This is a genomic window from Peptoniphilus asaccharolyticus DSM 20463 (genome assembly GCF_900176115.1).
GTDB lineage: Bacteria > Bacillota > Clostridia > Tissierellales > Peptoniphilaceae > Peptoniphilus > Peptoniphilus asaccharolyticus.
In genome coordinates, this window is the sequence record NZ_FWWR01000009.1 from 1201566 (window position 1) to 1221055 (window position 19490).

Below are 19490 nucleotides of genomic sequence, written 5' to 3' on the forward strand. Positions count from 1 at the left end.
AAGGAGGATAAAAATTAAAAAGAAACTTAGTTTTTTGTTAGCAATGACTTTTTTAATCCAATGCATGAGTTTTGTATATGCGAATGATGTTTTTGCTGAAGAAGTGGAAACGAATAGTACGGATTATTTTTCGAGTAAAATTTTACCAATAAAATTAAATGAAGAGGGGAATTTGACACACTATGTGGAAAATTTAACGATTGAAGGTAAAAACTATACATTTGTGCATAGGGAAGAAAATGGTTATAGAATAATAGAGATGAGTGGGGCAGAAGAGGGTATATTTAAATCAAAAATAGAAGATTATACAAGTATTAAGCCGATGTCATACAGAGTAACAAGTGATGATTGGCAATATTTTAGATATTGGAAACGAGCTGAGTGGCAAAAAGGAGCTTCAGTTGCAAATATAGCTTCAGCTTTATCTATAGTTGTTGGAGGTACTGTAGGTACATTTATCGATATAGCTGGAAAGCTAGCTAATAAGTATTATTTTTCAGCTGATATAGATTATTCAGGTAGATATCGCTTTGAAGGTAGTCACGTAAGAGGTGAATATACAGCTGAGATATATTCTAATGGTGAATATATAGGGACAACTCATTGGGATGGATATAGATAATGCAAGGATTTTTAAATAACAATATAGATGTAGAAATTTTAGTAAGTTTAGCGTTGATCGTAATTTCATTAAGAGCATATAGCTCTAGAAAATATAGTACATTAATTGTAACACTCTTAGCAGCTGTTTTGGTAAAATATGCTATGACACTTTTAAATCTATTCAGATTAGAAGTTCCAAGTAGAATATATCCTGTAATAGTTGGTTCTGGAGCTAGTACAAGTTTTCTAAAGACGGTCATGGCAGTAGATTTATTGTGTTTAGTCGTTGGAATAATAGCTTATAGAAAGAAGAGTTACAAAACACTACTTATTTTAGTGTTTATTGTAGTATTATTCCAATATTTGGGGTTAGTTTTATAGATAAAAAGAGCAGACATTATAGAGATGTCTGCTTTTTCGTGTAGAAATCTAATTTAGTTTGCAAAGAAACTTTTTATAAAATCTATAATTTTAGCGAATATACCCTTAGATTTTTCAAGGGTTTGTTGGCCTTGTTCTGAACTTAGATAGTCACTTGCTTTAGTACCTAAATCTTTGGCAACTTTTGAGTACTTACTCGCTTCTTTAGCCACTTTGTCCCAATCCACATTAGAATTTTTCATCTTAACAAATAAATTTACAAGTGAATCAACTTGATTGTCGCTTATGTTGATATTGTATTCTTGCGAAACATTGTTGATAATATTGCGGACTTGATCCTCATTTTCGGGCATATTTTGGCTCATTTGGACTTTTATAGCATTGATTAAGTCGTCTGTTTTATTTTCTCCGACGGATTGTTGGATATCTTGAGCCACAACCATTTCTTGATTGGCAACTTTTTTTAAATTTTCATCTATCTTTATATCGTTTGATACTTCATAGGCTTTTAGGATGCCCGTTAGAGCTGCCGTTCCACTTACAGATGTTGGAGCGGTGATCTTGACTTCTGCATCGGTCACTCCGGCTGTTGTTAGTGCATTTCTATAAGTTGACTCTGTGATGTAGTTTATATTGTCAGAGACGTCAACTTTTATACCGCTGCCTGGTTTGGGGTAGGTTATCATTGAGCTGGAAAGAGCTTTTTTGCCAATTTTAGATTTTGGAATACTCTCGCCAAGGTATTTGTGTTCTTCTGCATTTGTAACTTCGATGATTTCGGCAGTTTCAGGGGCGTCTAATTCGTCTAAAATGGCATTTCTTTGATTTTTATCCAAATTAGCACCAAGACTTACGAAACTATCTCCAACCGCAGCATCTGCAAATACCAAAGTGGGTAGTAAACTAAGTCCTATAAGAGCAACGGCTCCAGTGTAATTTATTTTAGATTTTAAAAATTTTATGTTCATAATTTCACTCCTTTTAGTAGCATAAATTTTATCAAAAGAATTTGAATTTTTGGTGAAATAATTAAAAACTTAGAAAATTCTTAACTAAATTAACCAACAGGGTAAAAGTTTAAAAAAGTTATCCAATGTGGATAAAATTAAGCATAAAAACAGTTTTTGTGTGTGGATAATACAAAAATATGAATGAAACTAACAAAATTTGAGCCGATTTTAGAAAAATAATCCACAAATTAACCGAACTTATTAAAAATTGTGGACTATTTAAAAACAAAACTCCAAAATACAACAGTTGTTTATCTGAATATTAAAATATAAATTAAAAACAGTCGCCTTTAAATGTATAAATTTTATATTTTAAAGATGTGATATACATCAATTTAGTGTGGTATAATCAAGCTATTGGAGGATGGTTATTATGAATAAGAAAGATTTAACAAAATTTAAAACTCCGCATACTTATGCGATCATATTTTGTGTAGTGCTTTTCTCATGGCTGATAACTTTTTTGGTACCAGCTGGAAAGTTTACAACTCATGACGTGGAGTATTTAGATTCAAGTGGAGAGACAAAGACAAAGACAGTTTTAATGGCAGAAACTTTTAGATATAGCTATAATCTAAATAATAATTTTTTATCACAAGAGTTGCCAAAATTGTCAACGGATGATGCAAAACTTGAAGAGTTAGAAGTTGATAAAGAGGCTTTTAATGCTCTTTTGGCGGGCGATATGTCGAGTGTAGACCAAGCGGCGCTTGACGAAGTTGGGCTTAGTGATGATGAGCTATATGCAATGTATGGAGACTCAATGTACGACACAAGCACAAAACTTCACAAGACAGCTAGGCTTTGGGGAACTGAGGATTTTGGTGGATTTGGATTTTTAAACTACTTATTTGAAGGTTTGGTTAGTGGAGATAAATATGGTTCAGCAGTTGGTATAGTTGCCCTTATATTGGTTGTAGGTGGAGCTTTCGGAATAATTATGAACACCGGAGCAATTGACGCCGGAATTTATGCCTTTATTTCAAAAGCAAAGGGTATGGAGAGATTGGCTATTCCGCTATTCTTCTTTTTATTCTCACTTGGTGGAGCGACTTTTGGAATGGCAGAAGAGGTTATTCCATTTTCAATGATAATGGTGCCTTTTGTAATAGCTTTGGGATATGACTCAATTGTTGCAGTAACTGTAACTTATGTTGCATCTCAAGTTGGAAATGCGGTTTCTTGGATGAGTCCGTTCAGCGTTGCAGTGGCTCAAGGGATAGCGGGAATCCCAGTTTTATCAGGTGCTAAATTTAGACTTATAATGTGGTTTGTGGTAACTGCTCTATCAGCAGCTTATCTTATGAGATATGCAGAAAAGATTAGAAAAAATCCTAAGTTATCAGTTATGCACGAAGCAGATGCTCATTTTAGAAATTCTGTTACTGAAGTGAGCGAAGAAGAGAGAGAATTTAAACTTGGACACAAATTGATTTTACTTGAAATGTTATTAGGTTTGATCTGGATAATATGGGGAGTTACTTCAAAGGCTTACTATATTCCTGAGATAGCTTCACAATTCTTTGTGATGGGATTTGTTTCAGGTATTACAGCGATAATTTTTAAATTAAACAACATGACTATAAACTCAATGGCATCAAGTTTCCAAAGTGGTGCAGCAGATCTTGCCGGAACTGCAATAGTAGTTGGTATGGCAAAGGGTATACTTTTGGTGCTTGGTGGTTCAGATGCGAACACTCCATCAGCTTTAAACACAATCTTATACAGTGCTGGAAATGCTTTAAATGGAGTGCCAAAGACAGTTGCTGCAATAGGAATGTATATATTCCAAAGTTTATTTAACTTAGTAGTTACTTCAAACTCAGGACAAGCAGCTTTGACAATGCCTATAATGGCTCCGCTATCTGATATAGTTGGAGTTTCAAGACAAATAGCAGTTCTATGCTACCAACTTGGAGCGGGATTTGTAGATGCTTTCACACCGGTTTCAGCAAGTTTGATAGGTGTGCTTGGAGTAGCGGGAATTGATTGGAGTAAGTGGGCAAAATTCCAAATTAAAATGCAAGCTTTCTTCATGGTTATGGGCTTTGTAATAGTGTCTATAGCAGTGGCGATGAATTTCCAATAGGGTGAGAAATGTTAAAGATAATAAAAAACATAAGTGTCTATGCTCCTGAAAAGCTCGGCTTAAAAGATGTATTAATAGTTGGAGATATAAAAGAAGATATTGCTTACATAAAGGTAAGTGTAATGGGACAAGACCATGAAGTGGAGGCAGATAAGAAGATAGTTTTACCATATTTGGAAAAAATCAAAGACTATAAAGCGTTGGTAATTGATATTAGAGGTAATGGAGGGGGAAATACAAATTATTATATAAATTTCTTATATCCTTACATAGCAAGCAAGCCTTATAGTGTAAAAGCGTATGATTTTATTAAATCGGATAGAGATAAAAAATTAATAAAGTAAACACACATGAAAGAGTTAAGTGAAGAAGATATTAAATCTTTTGGATTTCCGGAAATAAGCAATGAGATTATAAGAGATTTTAATTTTTATACATGGTATGGACAGGAAGTAAAACCAAACAAGGATTCAATAAGATTTAAAGGGAAAATTTATTTGTTAGTAGATAGAGGAGTATACAGTTTAGCCGAAGCGATGGCATCTTTTTCAAAAGAAAGTGGATTTGCAACTTTGATTGGAGAGAGAACTGGCGGGGACGGTATAGGCTTTGACCCTATGCAAGTACTCCTACCTAACACTGGATATGTAATGAGATATTCTTATGATTTAGGTGTAACAGAAAGTGGCAGTATAAATGAATTAGAACAGACCACACCTCACATAGTTTGCAATCCTGATACAAGAGGTGCGTTGATAGACCAGCCTTGTATACAAGAAGTCTTAAAGCTGGAGTCTAATTAGATTTAGGAGGACAACATGGAAAACAAACCATTAAATAAAGACAATATTATAAGAGAAGTCGTGAAAATATTTGTAGGTGGAGTTTTAGCTTTAATAGTAAAGGTATCTAGTCCAATAATCATTACTTTTGTTATGACTATTGCGAATAAGATTTTATTTAATAAACACGATGCAGTTAGTGGTGCAACAAGATATTCTAATTTAATAGAAAAATTGACAATCTCTTTAAGTTTTGTAAGTGGCATAATAATTATTCTGATTTTGATATATATTTTAGTGCACCTATATAGGCTATATAGAGAAGTAAAATAGGTTATATCTAAGAAGAATATCCATTTTGTTTTAATATCTCTATCTTATCTCTATCATTTAGTGTAAGATGTTTATAGCTCATATTAACCTCCGTGTCTGTTTTTGTGGTTATTAACATTTTACACGAAGTTAGTATGAGTTTTTGCTTTTTATTTAGTGGCGCATTTAATTTTACAACTTATCGTATTTATAGGTTTTTTTGCATTTGGAGAAGTGATTACAGTAAAACAAATTTTTGGAATGATTGTTTGCATTGCAGGATTAATTATAGTTACGTTGTAGATTCAAGATTATGAGAAAGTTTAAATTCTATATGTAATAATAGAATTTAGAGAGATAAGAACAACCATAATTAGTTAAGATTTTATAAGTCTCGATAATTTTATTTGAAATTATAGTTGGGATGTTTGGAGTTGATAGTTTGGATATTATAAGAATTGTGTTACCAGTTGCATTAGTAGGACTTCTTGTAATTTATACAATAAATCTTGTAAAGAAAAAAGAAAATAATAATAGAAAAGAAGATGAACAAAAAGAAGAAAATCATATGTCTGAAGGTATGGCAATTGGCATGAGTTTGGGAACTGCAATTGGAATAGCTTTAGGAAAAGAAAATTTAGCAATTGGAATGTCTATAGGCATGCTACTAGGAATGATAATAGGGATGAATTACAAGAAGTAGTAAAACTTGAATAGTGAATGAATCAATTTCTATAACTATATAACGATTAAAATAGGTTTGGAGTTCCGAGCCTTTTTTCTAAAAATACGTACAAATAAAACCTATAAGGTATAATACAATAATAAATTATTAATCTTTGGAGAGAGCCATGAAGTTATCGGAGCATTTTACATATAAAAAATTAATAAAATTTTGTATGCCATCAATTGTAATGATGCTATTCACTTCATTTTATGTGGTGGTAGATGGACTTTTTGTGTCTAATTTTGTGGGAAAGACCTCATTTGCTGCAATAAATATTATAATTCCTTTTTTATTAATGGTAGGCGGATTTGGATTTATGATAGGAACAGGAGGAAGTGCTCTCGTATCTAAAACTTTGGGCGAAAAGAAAAATAGCTTGGCTAATGATTATTTTTCTATGTTAATTTGGTTTTCTATAGCACTTGGAATAGTTCTTAGCATTGTTGGAATTGTATTTTTAAAAGATATATCTCTAATGCTTGGAGCTACGGAGAGTATGTTACAAGATTGTATAGTATATGGAAGAATTATCTTACTATTTAACATATCTTATATGCTACAAAATATATTCCAAACTTTTTTAGTAACAGCTGAAAAGCCAGGGCTTGGGTTAAAGGTTACTGTATTTGCGGGAGTTACAAATATGGTTTTAGATTTTATATTTATTACCATCTTTAAACGGGGAGTGGCAGGAGCTGCCATTGCCACTGGAATAAGCCAATCTGTGGGCACAATTATTCCGCTAATATATTTTATGTATAACAAGGATGGTATTTTAAATCTTAAAAGGACACGCATAGAATGGCATGTGATAGCTAAATCTTGCTCAAATGGTATGTCGGAAATGCTAACTAGTGTTTCAACTTCAGTTGTGGGAATGTTATACAATATACAACTTTTAAAATTTGCCGGAGAGAATGGCGTGGCGGCTGGTGGAGCGATAATGTATGTGCAGTTTATATTTATCTCGGCATATATTGGCTATGATATAGGTACAGCACCTCTAATCGGCTACAATTACGGGGCGAAGAATCACAATGAGCTAAAGAGTTTGCTGAGAAAGAGTTTTATATTAATTTCTATTTCCGGAGTTTTGCTGATGGTTTCCGCACAGTTAGGCGCCGTTAGTATAAGTAAAATTTTTGTGGGATATGATTTGGATTTGTTAGATATGATGGTGAGCGGCTTTAGGATATTTGCTCTATCTTTTATGATAGTTGGATTTAATACTTTTATATCCTCTTTTTTCACGGCACTTAACAATGGTGTTGTATCTGCAATAAATTCATTTATGAGGACATTTATACTACAGGTGGTATTTGTGCTCTTGTTACCAAGTTTATATGGTTTAGATGGAATTTGGTGGGCGACAAATTTTGCAGAGATAGGTTCTATTCTTACTGGAATATTTTTTATAGTGGCTTTGAGAAAGAATTACAACTACTTTTAAAAATGATTTAAATTTGGAGCAGATTAAAATTATTTAATAATGATAATTGAGCGTTTAATATGATGGATATGGGGCATAAATATAAATAGGAAAAGTTATTTTTAGTAGGAGGAAAATATGAAAAGTTTAAAAGGAACAGAAACAGCAAAAAATTTGATGGCATCTTTCGCAGGAGAGTCTCAAGCAAATATGCGTTACACTTATGCAGCATCACAAGCTAAAAAAGATGGATATGTACAAATCCAAAACATATTTGAAGAAACAGCAAAAAACGAAAAAGAACACGCAAAGAGATTTTATAAATTTTTAAAAAATAGTTTTGAACCAGGTGAAACTATTGAAATTACAGGAAGTTTCCCTGTAGTATTTTCAAAAACTGAAGACAATCTTCAAGGCGCAATAGATGGTGAACATGAAGAAGCTAGCGAAATGTATCCTGAATTTGCAGAAATTGCAGAAAAAGAAGGATTCCCTGAAATAGCAAAAGTGTTCAGAGAAGTGGCTGAGGTAGAAGAAGCTCACGAAAGAAGATATAGAAAACTTCTTGAAAATATCAAGAATGATAGAGTATTCAAAAAAGACGAAGTTGTTATTTGGAAATGTAACAACTGTGGATACCTTCACGAAGGAATGGAAGCTCCTGAAGTATGTCCAGCTTGCGCTCACCCACGTGCACACTTTGAAGTTTTCAAAGAAACTTACTAATTAAATAAAATTATTGGTGATGTTGCAGAATAGACAATTCTACTCTGTAACATCATTTTTTATAAAGTATTTAAGTTTAGCCATCGTGTTTTTTGCTTTTAAAATATTTTTTAGATAAATTTACAGTGTTTCCTATAAAAATGGGTGCACTTAATAAAGCTAGCTATAATTAATATTTTTTTCTTAAGCAGCTTTGTATTTTATGATCTCTAAATTCTTATTTTCTATTTTTGAGGCTAATTTATTTAAATTTAGCTCTATTGATAAGAGACATATTTCCATCTAGGAGGTATCTTATTCTTAAATCATACTTGCATGATTTTTCTATTTCTCTTGATGTAAATATTCCTTCTGAATAGCAGTATATTATTATTTCTAGCATGGTTAATGGATTTACTGTGGGTTTTCTTCTAAATGATGAGTAGACTTTTTTTAGTTCTGTTAAGTTTAACCTTTCTATTATATTTTTTACAAGCCTTAGTTTTACATCATTTTGAATATATATTTCTGTATTAAAGTTTAATCTTAGTTGAATTGTATCTTTAACTAGTGTATGGTTAATTAATAATGATGTATTTATAAAGGTTTTCATAAATCCATTTTATCAAAAAAAAGACGAGGATGTTTATGTTTGCTAGTCTTTTTTCTATGATGGGACTTTTGCAACAGCCCCGTTTTATGGTTTATTTGAGTTTACATTAAATAAAAAGTGGTATAAGATAGAACAAACGGAGGTAGAAATGAAATTAATAATTAAAATATTGGTAAGTGCTCTTGCAATAGCTATAGCAGCGGCGTTAAGCCCGATGAGAGTTTCAAACTTTTCCGCAGCGATAATGGCAGCAATTGTAATGGGTGGATTAGATTGGTTGATAGGAAACTATACTGATTTAAAAAAATCTCCAGCCGGTAGAGGCGGTTCAGGCTTCTTAGTTGGAGCTTTGGTAATCTATATAACAGGCAAATTGGTTTCTGGATTTTCAGCAGGAATAATTGGCTCTTTAATTGGCGCAGCTGTGCTTGGAATTGTGAGTGCTGCAATACCTGGTGAAAAGACTTTTAGATAATCCATGCAGATAAAAAAGCACTTAAAAATAAGCTACTATTTTATAGCTTTTGTAATTTTTTCAAATTTACTAAGCGATGAGAAGAATATATTTTTTAGACTTATATTAGCAACTATGTTGGTGGCATCGCTTAATTATATTGTTGAAACTTTTAAAGATAGTAAAAAATAAAAGGTCGGTAGTTTCTCTTATGAAAGGGAACTACCGATCTTTTTTATTGAAAGTGTGTCAAAGTTATATGCCAAGATTTAGTTGTCATCATTATGCATTAGAATAGTTATTGAGATTATTATTAAAGATACTACATAGAATATTATTCCACGAGTTAAATTTAAATTGTAGAAGGTATAGTCTATTAATTCTTGGTATTTAACCACAGTGGCGTAAAGAATGTTGTGTAGGACAAATACAGCAACTGATTTCCAACGTAACAAGAAAACTAAAACGGCAGTTATATTAGACGTTCCAACCACAAAGAATAGAATTGTAAATATAATATTAGCTATTTTAGAGTAGTTTACAGTTTCTTCCAACATTTGTATATCAGCACCACTTGGAGCTTGAGCCAATGAAAAGGCAAATATTCTTGAAGCTATCATTCCAAGAACGGCGAACACCAAGATAGTGAGTGTGAAGAATATTATATTTGAAAGTACAAAGTTTTTACGTGTTATACCAAGGCGTAAGCTGAGTTTTAGATCTTTATAGAAGATTGTAAAACATTTAGAAATTAGAACTACACCTGAAACCATTGCTATAGCCGTTAAGTATACAACTAAAATTGCGTAATATTTAGGAAGTAGGTAGTCAGGGTCTGATGATACTATAGTTGTATCTGAATTGGTTACAATTCCCAAAATCATTAAACCTGTCACCACAGCTATACCAGTTAAATTTGAAGTGATTAGAGTTTTCAAGAAACTTGAAGTTTGAAATTTTAATGTATTTTTTAAAGCATTCATTTATTAAGCCTCCTTATTTGTTAAATGTATAAATAATTTTTGTAGAGGAAGATTTGTGATTTCAGCACCTGCATTTTTTAATCTCTGTCTTTCGTCAGTAGATATGTTGTCAAATACAGATATTATGCACAAAGCTCCAATATTTTCTTCGGAAATTATATTTTTACCATCTAAAATTCTTAAAACTTCTCCCTTAGGTCCAGTTATAGACAATGCTTTTTCTTGAATATTTGAGATGTCATCGTTTAGCATTACCTTGCTATCCTCTAAGATAATTACATCTTCAAAGATGTTTTCAGCTTCATCAATTATGTGAGTTGAGATTATGGCAGTTCTTTTACTATCTTCCATGCTCTTCATAAGATGTTGGTAAAATTTATATCTATTGTTTGCATCAAGACCAACTGATGGCTCATCGTATAGAGTATATTTAGCACCTGATGCGAGACCTATTATAAGACTTAAAAGGTTTCTATTTCCCTTTGAAAGTTTCTTTAAAGTGGTTTTAGGATTTAATTTAAAATCAGCCAACAGTTCATCTTTATATTTTTCATTCCAGTTTGGAAGTAAAGCTGAAACTGCAGATAGTACATTTTTTATTTTTTCAGACTTCATTGAGTCCGGAATCATAAATTCGCTAACAAATAGAATTTGTTCGGTTGCTGCTTGATTCTCCTTTATAATTTCACTATCTAATTTAACTTCACCTGTGTAAGAAATGATCTGATTCGACATAATTTTTAGAAGTGTGGTTTTACCAACACCGTTTCGACCTAAGAGCCCGTATATTTTCCCAGATTCTATTTCAAAATTTATATTATCAAGCACGATATTAGAACCATATTTTTTATTTAAATTATATACACTTAACATTATTTACCTCCTGTTTGTCTTTTCTCAATTTCACTAACTAATTGAGCTGGTGTTATATTTAAACGTTGAAGTTCTTTTATTATTTGGGGAATATGTGTGTTGAAGAATTCCTCTTGACGTTTAGTAAGTATTATCTCTCTAGCATTTTGGCTTACGTACATACCCATGCCTCTCTTTTTATAAATTATCCCTTCATCAACTAAAAGGTTTAAGCCTTTACGAGCAGTTGCCGGATTTATTTCATATATTTTTTGAAACTCATTAGTGGATGGTGTCTGCTCCTCTGGAAGTAGAAGTCCATCTAAAATTTGATTCTCTATAAATTCTGCAACTTGTTGAAAGATGGGTTTATCTTGTGTAAATTCCATATTAACCCTCCAAGCAGATTGGTTAGTTACTTAACTAACTAAGTGAATAGTATCACCTTAATTTTTCTGTGTCAATAAAAAATTAAAAAATTTTGTAGATAGAGAGTAATGATTTTAAAATAAAGGTAAGTATTTAATAAAGGTATAGTTCGCAATGGAGGTGTAGATTTGATAAAGAGAGAATCGTGTAGCGGATGCAATGTGTGTGCAAGAGAAGTTGAATTATTTTCTATGTTGGATGATGAACTGCAGAGAAAGATAGCAAAAGATGCGGTACATACCAGCAGAAAAAAGGGTGATGTAATTTTAAATGAAGGGGATAAAATAAGTTCAATTTTTCTAATTAGAGAGGGAAGAATTAAAATTTCAAAGATAGGAATTGACGGTAAAGAATATATCCAAGACATATTAGTTGGAGGAGATGCAATTGGTGAAGAGTTGTTCATGAATGATGAAATTTTTCCATACAATATAGTTTGTGTGACGGATGTAAAACTGTGCGAGGTGACAAGAGAGAATTTTGTAAAGCTTGTGAGTGAAAATTATGAAGTTGGCATCAGTTTGATTAGTTCGTTGTTAGGTAAATTAAAAAGAGCTAATGAAAAAAATTTAATTTTGCAAGAGAATGATGCTCTAATAAGACTTGTGAATTTTATGTTGGAGATAGACGAGAGAACTCATGGAGATATTGAACTTACAATCGATAATATAGCTGCAAGCATAAATCTTCGTAGGGAAACTGTGTCGAGAAAATTAAAAGATTTAATTGAACTTTCTTTAATCGAGCGAGAGGGACAGAGCAAGATTAAAGTTTTAGATAGAAATGGATTAAAAAATATCATAAGTTGATTTGAATCAACGTTTTGGTTTCTTAATCTTTATATACTTAAGTCAAGTTAAGAGAATAAACTTTGATGAGGAGAATTATGATAAATAAAAATATGACCATAGCGGAAGCTTTAAAAGAAAATCCAAATGTTGCAAGAGTTTTTGAAGATACAGGACTGGACTATTGCTGTGGAGGCAATCAAAATTTAGCTGAGGCAATAGAGGAGATAAACTTTGATATTGATTCATACATTGAGCTTTTGAATAGACAAGAAGAGAGAATAGAAGAGTCTTTGGAAGATGTAATAAAGTTGTCTAAAGCAGAGTTAATAGACTATATTGTAAGAAATCATCATGTGCCGGAGCTTGAGATGATAGATAGAATAGATTCTAATTTGAGAAAGTTGATAAATGTGCACTATGTAAACCACGGAGCAGAGTTAGAGGAAGTGTATCAAATATTTTTAACTTTGAAGTCAGCACTAATACCGCATTTTGCAAAGGAAGAAAAAGAAGATTTTGTAGATTTTTTAGATACAGGAGTGGCGGACTTTACAAGTTTGATAGCAGAGCATGAAAAAGCTGGAGCGTTGTTGGAGAGATTAGACTTTGCCACTAATTCATATACTGCCCCGGAAGATGGATGCAACACATACAGAGCGACATTTGAGCTTATGAGAGAATTTGAAAAAGATTTACACAGACATATATTTTTAGAGAATTCTGTTTTATTTGAATAATTAAAAAGTTTTAGACATACAAAAAGTAGCGGTTTAGTTGAGTTCCGCTACTTTTAATTTTATTTTTTAATTGTAAATATTGAGATTGTACCTATTACAGCAAATGCCATAGAAACTAAAATTGTGTTTCCTATTCCCAAATTCTCAACAAGTATTCCACCGCTTAACAGTCCGAACACTCCTCCAAGAGTGATTGAACTGGTTAGGTATCCTTGAGCTCTTATTCTCATAGACGGTGGGAATTTTCTACTGAATAGATAAACTGAAACCGGAGTGAAGATTCCAAATCCTACTACTTGAGAGAATTGTACTGCCAAGAGTATGCCAACAGATGGAGAGAAGTAAGTCAATATACCTTTTAATATAAACATCAAAGCTGAGAATTTAAATAGGGAGATTAGATTATACTTCTTTAAGAACAGAGGGAGTGCGAACATAGCTATGGTCTCTGAAAAGGCAGCTATTGAAAATGCAAGTCCCATGTGTGATGAATTACCTCCCAAACTCTCCATTATTTGAAGCATAAAGGAGTGGTTTATTTGATAGAAAACAAATAGTAAAATCACACCTACTATTGCTGCAAAAGCTTCTCTCTTAGTGAAAGGAGTGTCTTGTTCAACAAAATTATTTTGCATTTCTGCTATCTCAACTTTTTCAATATGTGGTTGAGATAGCATTATCGCAAAGAGTATTGTGAATAGGACTATTGAAAATATTATAGGCATATCTGAATTTCCAACACTCATTTTCCCGAGCACTAATGAGCACACTGCATAAGAAAAAGCACCTATGCCACGAGCTTTGGAGAAGTCTATTGTATGGTCGAGTTGCATATAGGTCATTCCAAGGCTATTTAGTAGAGGTTGGAGTGAGATTATTAATATATTTGGTATTAAAATTAAAATGAGAACGGCAATTATTGGACTGCGAAATATAAGTGATGATATTAGAGATAATATAGAAATTAATATTACAAATATCATGTATTCACGTTCTTTTTTAGTTTTAGACACTTCACACATTTGAGAAATAAACGGGCCGAAAAAAGCGGCAATAATGCTTCCTATAGCAGCAATTATTCCGATCTTAGATACACTTATGCCACGGCCTGTCAAAGTTACATTTATATAAGATGTTAAACAAGCCATTAACATCCAAAATATCGATTGAGTTAAAAAATATTTTAATTTAAGATTTTTCATAAACACCTCATAGTTATTATAAGGTAAAAGAGAACTTATAACAAAACTATTTTAGAACAATACTGTTTGGGTTATAGATTTTGAAACTTTAAGTCTTAGGGTAAATAAAAGCGGGGTGAGTTATGCGGATAACAGGACTAAAAACTATAAAGATAGCTTTTGCAGCTGGTTTATCTCTATTGGTCGCAGAATTTTTGGGGCTAAAATATCCTACTGCTGCTGCAATAATAGCAATACTAAGTGTTATGGACACTAAAAAAGCAACATTAAAAGGGATTGGCAAGAGAATGTCATCGGCAGTGTTGGCTCTTTTAATTGGTAGCATTTGTTTTATTATATTTGGATACAATTTTTTAGCTTATGTTGTATACTTGGTACTATTTGTGCCGATTTCAATAAGGCTCAAAATAGACATAGGGCTTGGGCCTTCGAGTGTACTTGTGACGCACTTGTTGTTGTCGAATGCGATAGATAGTGGGCTTTTGATAAATGAAATAATATTGGTGGTTATAGGCTCTGGATTTGCACTGATATCTAACTGGTATTTCCCATCAGCTTCTAAAGAGCTTCAAAGTGTGCTAAACAAAATAGATAAGAGAATAAGAGCCATATTAGTGCACTATTCAAACTACATTACAAAAGATATGCCGCTTATGAAGGGTGAGGTTGTATTTAGCATTTTAGATAGAGATTTGAAGTTGGCAGAGAAACTTTTAAAAAGTGAAAGGGAAAATATGTTCTATGAAGAGAGTTCGGATTTAACTATATATTTGACAATGCGAACTGAACAGATAAGAATATTGAGAAGAATGTTTGAAAACTTAAAGTATATGCCTCCGGAGTTTACACAAGGCAAGGGGCTTGCAGAACTTATGGTTTTAGAAGACGGAATAAACAGTGAGGTTGAACTTACAGACAATATAGTCAACAGACTTGAAGAACTCTATATCTTTTATAAGAATCTTCCGTTGCCGGAGACAAGAGATGAATTTGAAATGAGGTCTACTCTATTTAGAACCTATTTGGAATTTAAAGAGTTTGTGGACGTTAGAAATGCTTATGATAATGTTATGAAAGCTAAAGAATTAAGTGCAAATTAAAAAGAGAGGACAACCTCTCTTTTTTAGATTATTTTTAGTTTTTATTTACAGATGCATCGAAGATTGAGTCGATAGATGCTTGTAGCATAGTGTCGAATTCTTCTTCAGTTTGGTCTGCTCTTAAACCTTCAGAAAGTGCTCTTGAGAAAGAAGCAATTAATCTGTGGTTAGCTTTTAATCTTGCGTTTGATTCTTCTCTTGAATATCCGCCTGAAAGCACAACGATTCTAACAACTTGTTCGAAGTTGTAAAGGTCTTCGTAAAGGTCGTTCTTTTCTGGAAGAGTAAGTTTGAACATAAGTCTTGCATCAGCATCTAATACTTCAAGTTGAGCTTTTAGTTCATCGTGAAGAACTTGTTCAATTTCTTCTTTCTTTTCAGAGTGGATGTCTACTTCAGGTTCGATAATTGGAACAAAACCTGCTGCCATTATTTTCTTAGCGTATTCGAATTGTTGAGCAACAACAGCTTTAATTCCTTCAACGTTAAATTCTTTTATAACTGATCTCATCTTAGTTCCAAAGATAGCACGTTCTTTTGCATTTTCAAGAAGTTCATCAAGGCTCTTCATTTCTTTCATAAGTTGAACGCCGTCTTTTTCTTCAGCAAGACCTTCGTCAATCTTTAGAATAGGAACTATTCCAAGTTCATTCCATAGATAGTCAGCAGTGTACATATCGTCAATTTTTGAATTCATTGTTCTTTTAAAAAGTATTGTAGCAAGGATTTTTTCGCCGTTAAAAGCAGGACTTTTTATAATCCTTGTTCTCATTTCATGAACAAGTTCAAACATTTCTTCTTCACTGTTATAGCTACTTTCTTCAATACCGTATAGTCTAAGTGCTTTTGGAGTGGATCCACCGCTTTGGTCAAGAGCTGCAATAAATCCATCTTTAGATTTCATTTGTTCGAGTTGATTTTGATTCATTTTATCCCCCTTTTATTTGTTTTAAGTATATCATAAACCTTAAGTGTTGTATAATAAAGGTTGATATAATACAATAAGACAAATAAAATTTAGGAGTATTATGAATTATTACGCAGTAAAAAAAGGAAGAGAAATTGGTATCTTCACCACATGGGACGAGTGCAAAAAGCAAGTGATGGGATTTGGCGGAGCAATGTACAAAAAATTTCCATCAAGAGAAGAAGCAGAGGCATTTATCGGTGGTAAAGTTCAAGAAAACAAAACAGAAGATAAAAAAATAGTAAGCTCTATAAAAGACGGAGAGATAATAGCCTACGTAGATGGGTCTTATGATAAAAACGAAAAGAGCTACTCATACGGCATGGTGCTGACTGATGGAGTGAATGTAATAGAAACTGACAGCAAGAGGTTTTTCGGCGCAGAAGATGCATCTATGAGAAATGTTGCCGGAGAGATAATGGGTTCTAAAGTTGCAATAGAAAGAGCTTTGGAGCTTGGGTATAAAAAAATATATCTCCACTATGACTACATGGGAATAGAGTGCTGGGCAGTTGGAAGTTGGAAGGCAAATAAAGTCTCTACTCAAAACTATAGAGATTTTTATGCGAAAGTTAAAGATAAAATAGAGGTTGAATTTATAAAGGTGCAAGCACACACTGGAGTTGAATTCAATGAACTTGCAGATAAGCTTGCAAAGGGTGCGAAATGAGAAAGAGTTGGGACGAATATTTTTTAGAGATAACAGAGATGGTTGCCACAAGATCTACTTGTGATAGAGCATTTGTAGGATGTGTAATAGTAAATAGTGAACACAGAATAGTTTCTACAGGCTATAATGGATCGCTATCTGGAAACCCACAGTGTGATGAAATAGGTCACACTATGAGAGATGGACACTGCATTGCCACAATACATGCAGAAATGAATGCTCTTTTATATTGTGCAAAAGAGGGTATAAGTGTAAAAGGGTGCACTGCATATGTAACGCACTTTCCATGTTTAAACTGTACAAAAGCCTTAATTCAAGCAGGTATAAAAGCCATATACTACAGAGACGCATATAGAGTGGATGATTATGCACTAAAGCTCATAAAAGACAACGAAGTTGAATTAAAGCAAATACAAAGGAGAAACTAATGAGTAATTTTGTTAAGGAATTTAAGGAATTTATAGCTCGTGGCAATGTAATGGATCTTGCTGTAGCAGTTATAATTGGGGGAGCATTTGGTAAAATTGTTACCTCTGTAGTAGACGATGTGATTATGCCGGTAATCGCATATATAACAGGTGGAATAAACTTTGATAATATGTTTATAACACTTGACGGTTCAAAGTACGCAACACTTGTAGCAGCTAAAGAAGCAGGAGCTCCAGTTATGGGAATAGGAGCGTTCGTGGGAAATGTAATAAACTTTTTAATTATAGCACTTGTAATTTTTACTATGGTTAAGCAAATAAATAATATTAAAAAGAAATTTGAAAAAGAAGAGGAAGAAGCTGCACCAACAACAAAAGTTTGTCCTCATTGCAAGACTGAAATTGCTATTGATGCAACAAGATGTCCTCACTGTACAAGTGAACTAAATTAATTTATGGTACTTAAGAGAGGGATATTATGCTTGGGTTAGTATTAGAAGGTGGAGGAGCAAAAGGAGCCTATCAAATAGGTTCCTATTTTGCTTTAAAGGAAATAGGTTATGAGTTTGATGCTGTTGTAGGTACATCCATAGGAGCAATAAATGGAGCCATGATAGCCATGGGAGATGCCAAAATTGCAATGGAAGTTTGGAGAAACACAGGGCTTTCAGATTACTATGACAACAGACAGATAGCTCAAATAGCAGAAGAAAAACAAGATAACAATATGTTTCATGGATTAAAAAAATTAGTGGACAATCTAAATAGCAAGAGAATTCCATTGGATCCATTAAAGAATCTTGTCTATACATACATAGACGAAGAAAAAGTAAGAAATTCTAAGGTGAAATTCGGATTAGTCACCGTGAATTTAACTGACAGAATAGTAGAAGAAAAGTTTGTTGAGGATATACCAGAAGGGCAACTATGTGACTACATAATAGCCTCATGCTATCTTCCAATCTTTAAAAGAGAATTGATAAATGGTAAGTCATATTTAGACGGGGGATTTGCAAATCAAATACCGTATAATATGGTAGAGAGACTTGGAATGAGACCTGTAATATTAAGAGCAAATCCAAATGATTTTAGAAATATGATGATGCCGAGTGATTCAATAATAATAGCTCCGAGTGAAAAATATGTAGACACCATGAGCTTCAATCCGGACAAATCTGATGAGCTGATGAGAATAGGATATTTTGACACATATAAAAAGTTTAAGGGTTTGTTAGGTAAAAAATACTATGTAAAACCATTTGAAGAGTATGAGGCGGACAAAATCTTAAGAGAACTATATTTTAATAAAGTTAAGGAATATTCAAAACTACAATTTGAATCTGAATACAGAAAATTTTATGAAGAATTTTTGCCGGCAATAGCTGCCAATTTAAAATTGGAGAACAACTATAAATATGCTGATGTCTTGGTGGGTATATTTGAATATTTTGCAAACAAGCACAACTTAGAATATTTAAAGATATATGATGTGAAAGAACTTATAGAAATATTAAAAGACAAGGGCGATTTTGAAAAGTTGCCTGAAGAGTTGTTGAATGCTTTTAATATAAAGGTTTTGATGAATAAGGTATTGCGATGAAAATAGAAGACATATCGTCGATTTTAAAAGACCACGCACCTGGGCCAATAGGTGTAAAAAATAAATATAGCGTTTTAATTCCTCTGATAGAAATTGATGGGGAATTAAATTTATTGTATGAAATCAGAAGTAAATCTCTTAGAAATCAACCGGGGGAGATAAGTTTTCCAGGCGGACGAATAGAAGATGGAGAAGATTACATTCAAGCGGCGATAAGAGAGACTTCAGAAGAACTTTGCATTCCTGAAGATAAGGTTGAAGTGGTGGCAGAGGGTGACTTTTTAATAAACCCATACCATGCAATAATCTATTCTGTAGTTGGAAAACTAAATGTGGATGAAGCTGAGATAAAAGCGAGCAGAGATGAAGTGGATAGTGTGTTCTACGTTCCTTTAAAATACTTTTTAGAAAATGAACCGGACATATATGAATTGGATTTGAAAGTTAACAGCTCGGAAGATTTTCCCTATGAGTTGATTCCAAATGGTAAGAATTATAAATTCAAAAGAGGAATGGATAGAGTTCATTTTTATAAATACAAAGGAAAAATTATATGGGGATTCACCGCCAAACTGACATATAATTTCATACAAAGTTTAAAATGTGGGAATAACTCTTAAAAATGA

25 protein-coding genes are annotated in these 19490 nt (G+C 32.8%); 18 read left to right on the forward strand and 7 right to left on the reverse strand.

Translation table 11 applies throughout. The annotated features are described in order from the left end of the window. Positions 1-172: 172 nt before the first annotated feature. Entirely contained in the window at positions 173-622 is a 450-nt protein-coding gene (locus B8869_RS06835) for a hypothetical protein (protein WP_234989775.1), read from the forward strand. Beyond that, positions 622-984, forward strand: coding sequence for a hypothetical protein (locus B8869_RS06840; RefSeq protein ID WP_084230893.1), 363 nt, complete (start codon positions 622-624; stop codon positions 982-984). The genes B8869_RS06835 and B8869_RS06840 overlap by 1 nt, the downstream gene beginning before the upstream one ends. Before the next feature lie 53 nt (positions 985-1037). On the opposite strand, the gene B8869_RS06845 is transcribed toward B8869_RS06840, so the two are convergent. Further along, positions 1038-1952: a DUF1002 domain-containing protein gene (locus B8869_RS06845; protein WP_084230894.1), complete on the reverse strand. Its 915-nt coding sequence runs from the start codon at positions 1950-1952 to the stop codon at positions 1038-1040. Positions 1953-2367: 415 nt separating this feature from the next. Here B8869_RS06845 and yfcC point away from each other — a divergent pair, with 415 nt between their 5' ends. The 7 genes from yfcC (at position 2368) to rbr (ending at position 8059) form a co-directional block, all read left to right on the forward strand. Continuing rightward, positions 2368-4083, forward strand: a complete 1716-nt coding sequence (yfcC, locus tag B8869_RS06850) for a putative basic amino acid antiporter YfcC (protein ID WP_084230895.1) — start codon at positions 2368-2370, stop codon at positions 4081-4083. Between the two features lie 8 nt (positions 4084-4091). Further along, positions 4092-4427 carry a S41 family peptidase gene (locus B8869_RS11770; RefSeq protein ID WP_200805968.1) on the forward strand — a complete coding sequence of 112 codons (336 nt, stop codon included), beginning with the start codon at positions 4092-4094 and terminating at the stop codon, positions 4425-4427. A gap of 6 nt (positions 4428-4433) precedes the next feature. Continuing rightward, positions 4434-4886: a S41 family peptidase gene (locus tag B8869_RS11775; protein ID WP_200805969.1), complete on the forward strand. Its 453-nt coding sequence runs from the start codon at positions 4434-4436 to the stop codon at positions 4884-4886. A gap of 15 nt (positions 4887-4901) precedes the next feature. Continuing rightward, positions 4902-5198: a hypothetical protein gene (locus tag B8869_RS06860; RefSeq protein WP_084230896.1), complete on the forward strand. Its 297-nt coding sequence runs from the start codon at positions 4902-4904 to the stop codon at positions 5196-5198. A 421-nt stretch (positions 5199-5619) separates the two neighbouring features. After that, positions 5620-5880 carry a DUF2700 domain-containing protein gene (locus tag B8869_RS06865; protein ID WP_084230897.1) on the forward strand — a complete coding sequence of 87 codons (261 nt, stop codon included), beginning with the start codon at positions 5620-5622 and terminating at the stop codon, positions 5878-5880. Positions 5881-6028: 148 nt separating this feature from the next. Continuing rightward, positions 6029-7354 carry an MATE family efflux transporter gene (locus tag B8869_RS06870; protein WP_084230898.1) on the forward strand — a complete coding sequence of 442 codons (1326 nt, stop codon included), beginning with the start codon at positions 6029-6031 and terminating at the stop codon, positions 7352-7354. Between the two features lie 117 nt (positions 7355-7471). Beyond that, positions 7472-8059 carry a rubrerythrin gene (gene rbr, locus B8869_RS06875; RefSeq protein ID WP_084230899.1) on the forward strand — a complete coding sequence of 196 codons (588 nt, stop codon included), beginning with the start codon at positions 7472-7474 and terminating at the stop codon, positions 8057-8059. A 241-nt stretch (positions 8060-8300) separates the two neighbouring features. On the opposite strand, the gene B8869_RS06880 is transcribed toward rbr, so the two are convergent. Then, the gene (locus B8869_RS06880; protein ID WP_234989776.1) at positions 8301-8651 is read right to left on the reverse strand and encodes a transposase; all 351 of its coding nucleotides are present in this window, start codon (positions 8649-8651) and stop codon (positions 8301-8303) included. Between the two features lie 148 nt (positions 8652-8799). Here B8869_RS06880 and B8869_RS06885 point away from each other — a divergent pair, with 148 nt between their 5' ends. Beyond that, the gene (locus tag B8869_RS06885) at positions 8800-9126 is read left to right on the forward strand and encodes a phage holin family protein (protein WP_084230900.1); all 327 of its coding nucleotides are present in this window, start codon (positions 8800-8802) and stop codon (positions 9124-9126) included. Between the two features lie 248 nt (positions 9127-9374). Here B8869_RS06885 and B8869_RS06890 read toward each other — a convergent pair whose 3' ends face one another. From B8869_RS06890 to B8869_RS06900, 3 genes are read right to left on the reverse strand one after another with little or no spacing between them, the layout of a single operon-like run. After that, the gene (locus B8869_RS06890; RefSeq protein WP_084230901.1) at positions 9375-10088 is read right to left on the reverse strand and encodes a hypothetical protein; all 714 of its coding nucleotides are present in this window, start codon (positions 10086-10088) and stop codon (positions 9375-9377) included. A 3-nt stretch (positions 10089-10091) separates the two neighbouring features. After that, a complete protein-coding gene (locus B8869_RS06895) occupies positions 10092-10961 on the reverse strand; it encodes an ATP-binding cassette domain-containing protein (RefSeq protein ID WP_084230902.1) in 870 nt (289 codons plus the stop codon). Continuing rightward, complete coding sequence (locus B8869_RS06900) at positions 10961-11329, reverse strand: GntR family transcriptional regulator (protein ID WP_084230903.1); 369 nt, start codon at positions 11327-11329, stop codon at positions 10961-10963. Before B8869_RS06900 ends, B8869_RS06895 begins: the two co-directional genes overlap by 1 nt. A 168-nt stretch (positions 11330-11497) precedes the next feature. Here B8869_RS06900 and B8869_RS06905 point away from each other — a divergent pair, with 168 nt between their 5' ends. Together B8869_RS06905 and B8869_RS06910 are read left to right on the forward strand one after the other, a co-directional pair. Next, positions 11498-12178, forward strand: a complete 681-nt coding sequence (locus B8869_RS06905) for a Crp/Fnr family transcriptional regulator (RefSeq protein ID WP_084230904.1) — start codon at positions 11498-11500, stop codon at positions 12176-12178. Between the two features lie 77 nt (positions 12179-12255). Next, a complete protein-coding gene (locus B8869_RS06910) occupies positions 12256-12897 on the forward strand; it encodes a DUF542 domain-containing protein (RefSeq protein ID WP_200805970.1) in 642 nt (213 codons plus the stop codon). A 59-nt stretch (positions 12898-12956) separates the two neighbouring features. On the opposite strand, the gene B8869_RS06915 is transcribed toward B8869_RS06910, so the two are convergent. After that, positions 12957-14099 carry an MFS transporter gene (locus B8869_RS06915; RefSeq protein WP_084230906.1) on the reverse strand — a complete coding sequence of 381 codons (1143 nt, stop codon included), beginning with the start codon at positions 14097-14099 and terminating at the stop codon, positions 12957-12959. Positions 14100-14221: 122 nt separating this feature from the next. On the opposite strand from B8869_RS06915, the gene B8869_RS06920 reads away from it, so the two are divergent. Then, on the forward strand, positions 14222-15199 hold the full coding sequence (locus B8869_RS06920) for an aromatic acid exporter family protein (protein WP_084230907.1): 978 nt from the start codon (positions 14222-14224) through the stop codon (positions 15197-15199). Positions 15200-15233: 34 nt separating this feature from the next. Here the strand turns inward: B8869_RS06920 and B8869_RS06925 are convergent, their stop codons facing one another. Next, the gene (locus B8869_RS06925) at positions 15234-16127 is read right to left on the reverse strand and encodes a fructose bisphosphate aldolase (RefSeq protein ID WP_084230908.1); all 894 of its coding nucleotides are present in this window, start codon (positions 16125-16127) and stop codon (positions 15234-15236) included. Positions 16128-16227: 100 nt separating this feature from the next. Between B8869_RS06925 and B8869_RS06930 the strand changes: the two genes are divergently transcribed. From B8869_RS06930 to B8869_RS06950, 5 genes are read left to right on the forward strand one after another with little or no spacing between them, the layout of a single operon-like run. Next, positions 16228-16836 carry a ribonuclease H1 domain-containing protein gene (locus B8869_RS06930; RefSeq protein ID WP_084230909.1) on the forward strand — a complete coding sequence of 203 codons (609 nt, stop codon included), beginning with the start codon at positions 16228-16230 and terminating at the stop codon, positions 16834-16836. Then, positions 16833-17264, forward strand: a complete 432-nt coding sequence (locus tag B8869_RS06935) for a deoxycytidylate deaminase (protein ID WP_084230910.1) — start codon at positions 16833-16835, stop codon at positions 17262-17264. Before B8869_RS06930 ends, B8869_RS06935 begins: the two co-directional genes overlap by 4 nt. Continuing rightward, positions 17264-17716, forward strand: coding sequence for a large conductance mechanosensitive channel protein MscL (mscL, locus tag B8869_RS06940; RefSeq protein WP_084230911.1), 453 nt, complete (start codon positions 17264-17266; stop codon positions 17714-17716). The genes B8869_RS06935 and mscL overlap by 1 nt, the downstream gene beginning before the upstream one ends. A 26-nt stretch (positions 17717-17742) precedes the next feature. Continuing rightward, on the forward strand, positions 17743-18864 hold the full coding sequence (locus B8869_RS06945) for a patatin-like phospholipase family protein (protein ID WP_084230912.1): 1122 nt from the start codon (positions 17743-17745) through the stop codon (positions 18862-18864). Continuing rightward, on the forward strand, positions 18861-19484 hold the full coding sequence (locus B8869_RS06950) for an NUDIX hydrolase (RefSeq protein WP_084230913.1): 624 nt from the start codon (positions 18861-18863) through the stop codon (positions 19482-19484). The genes B8869_RS06945 and B8869_RS06950 overlap by 4 nt, the downstream gene beginning before the upstream one ends. The last annotated feature ends 6 nt before the right edge of the window (positions 19485-19490 follow it).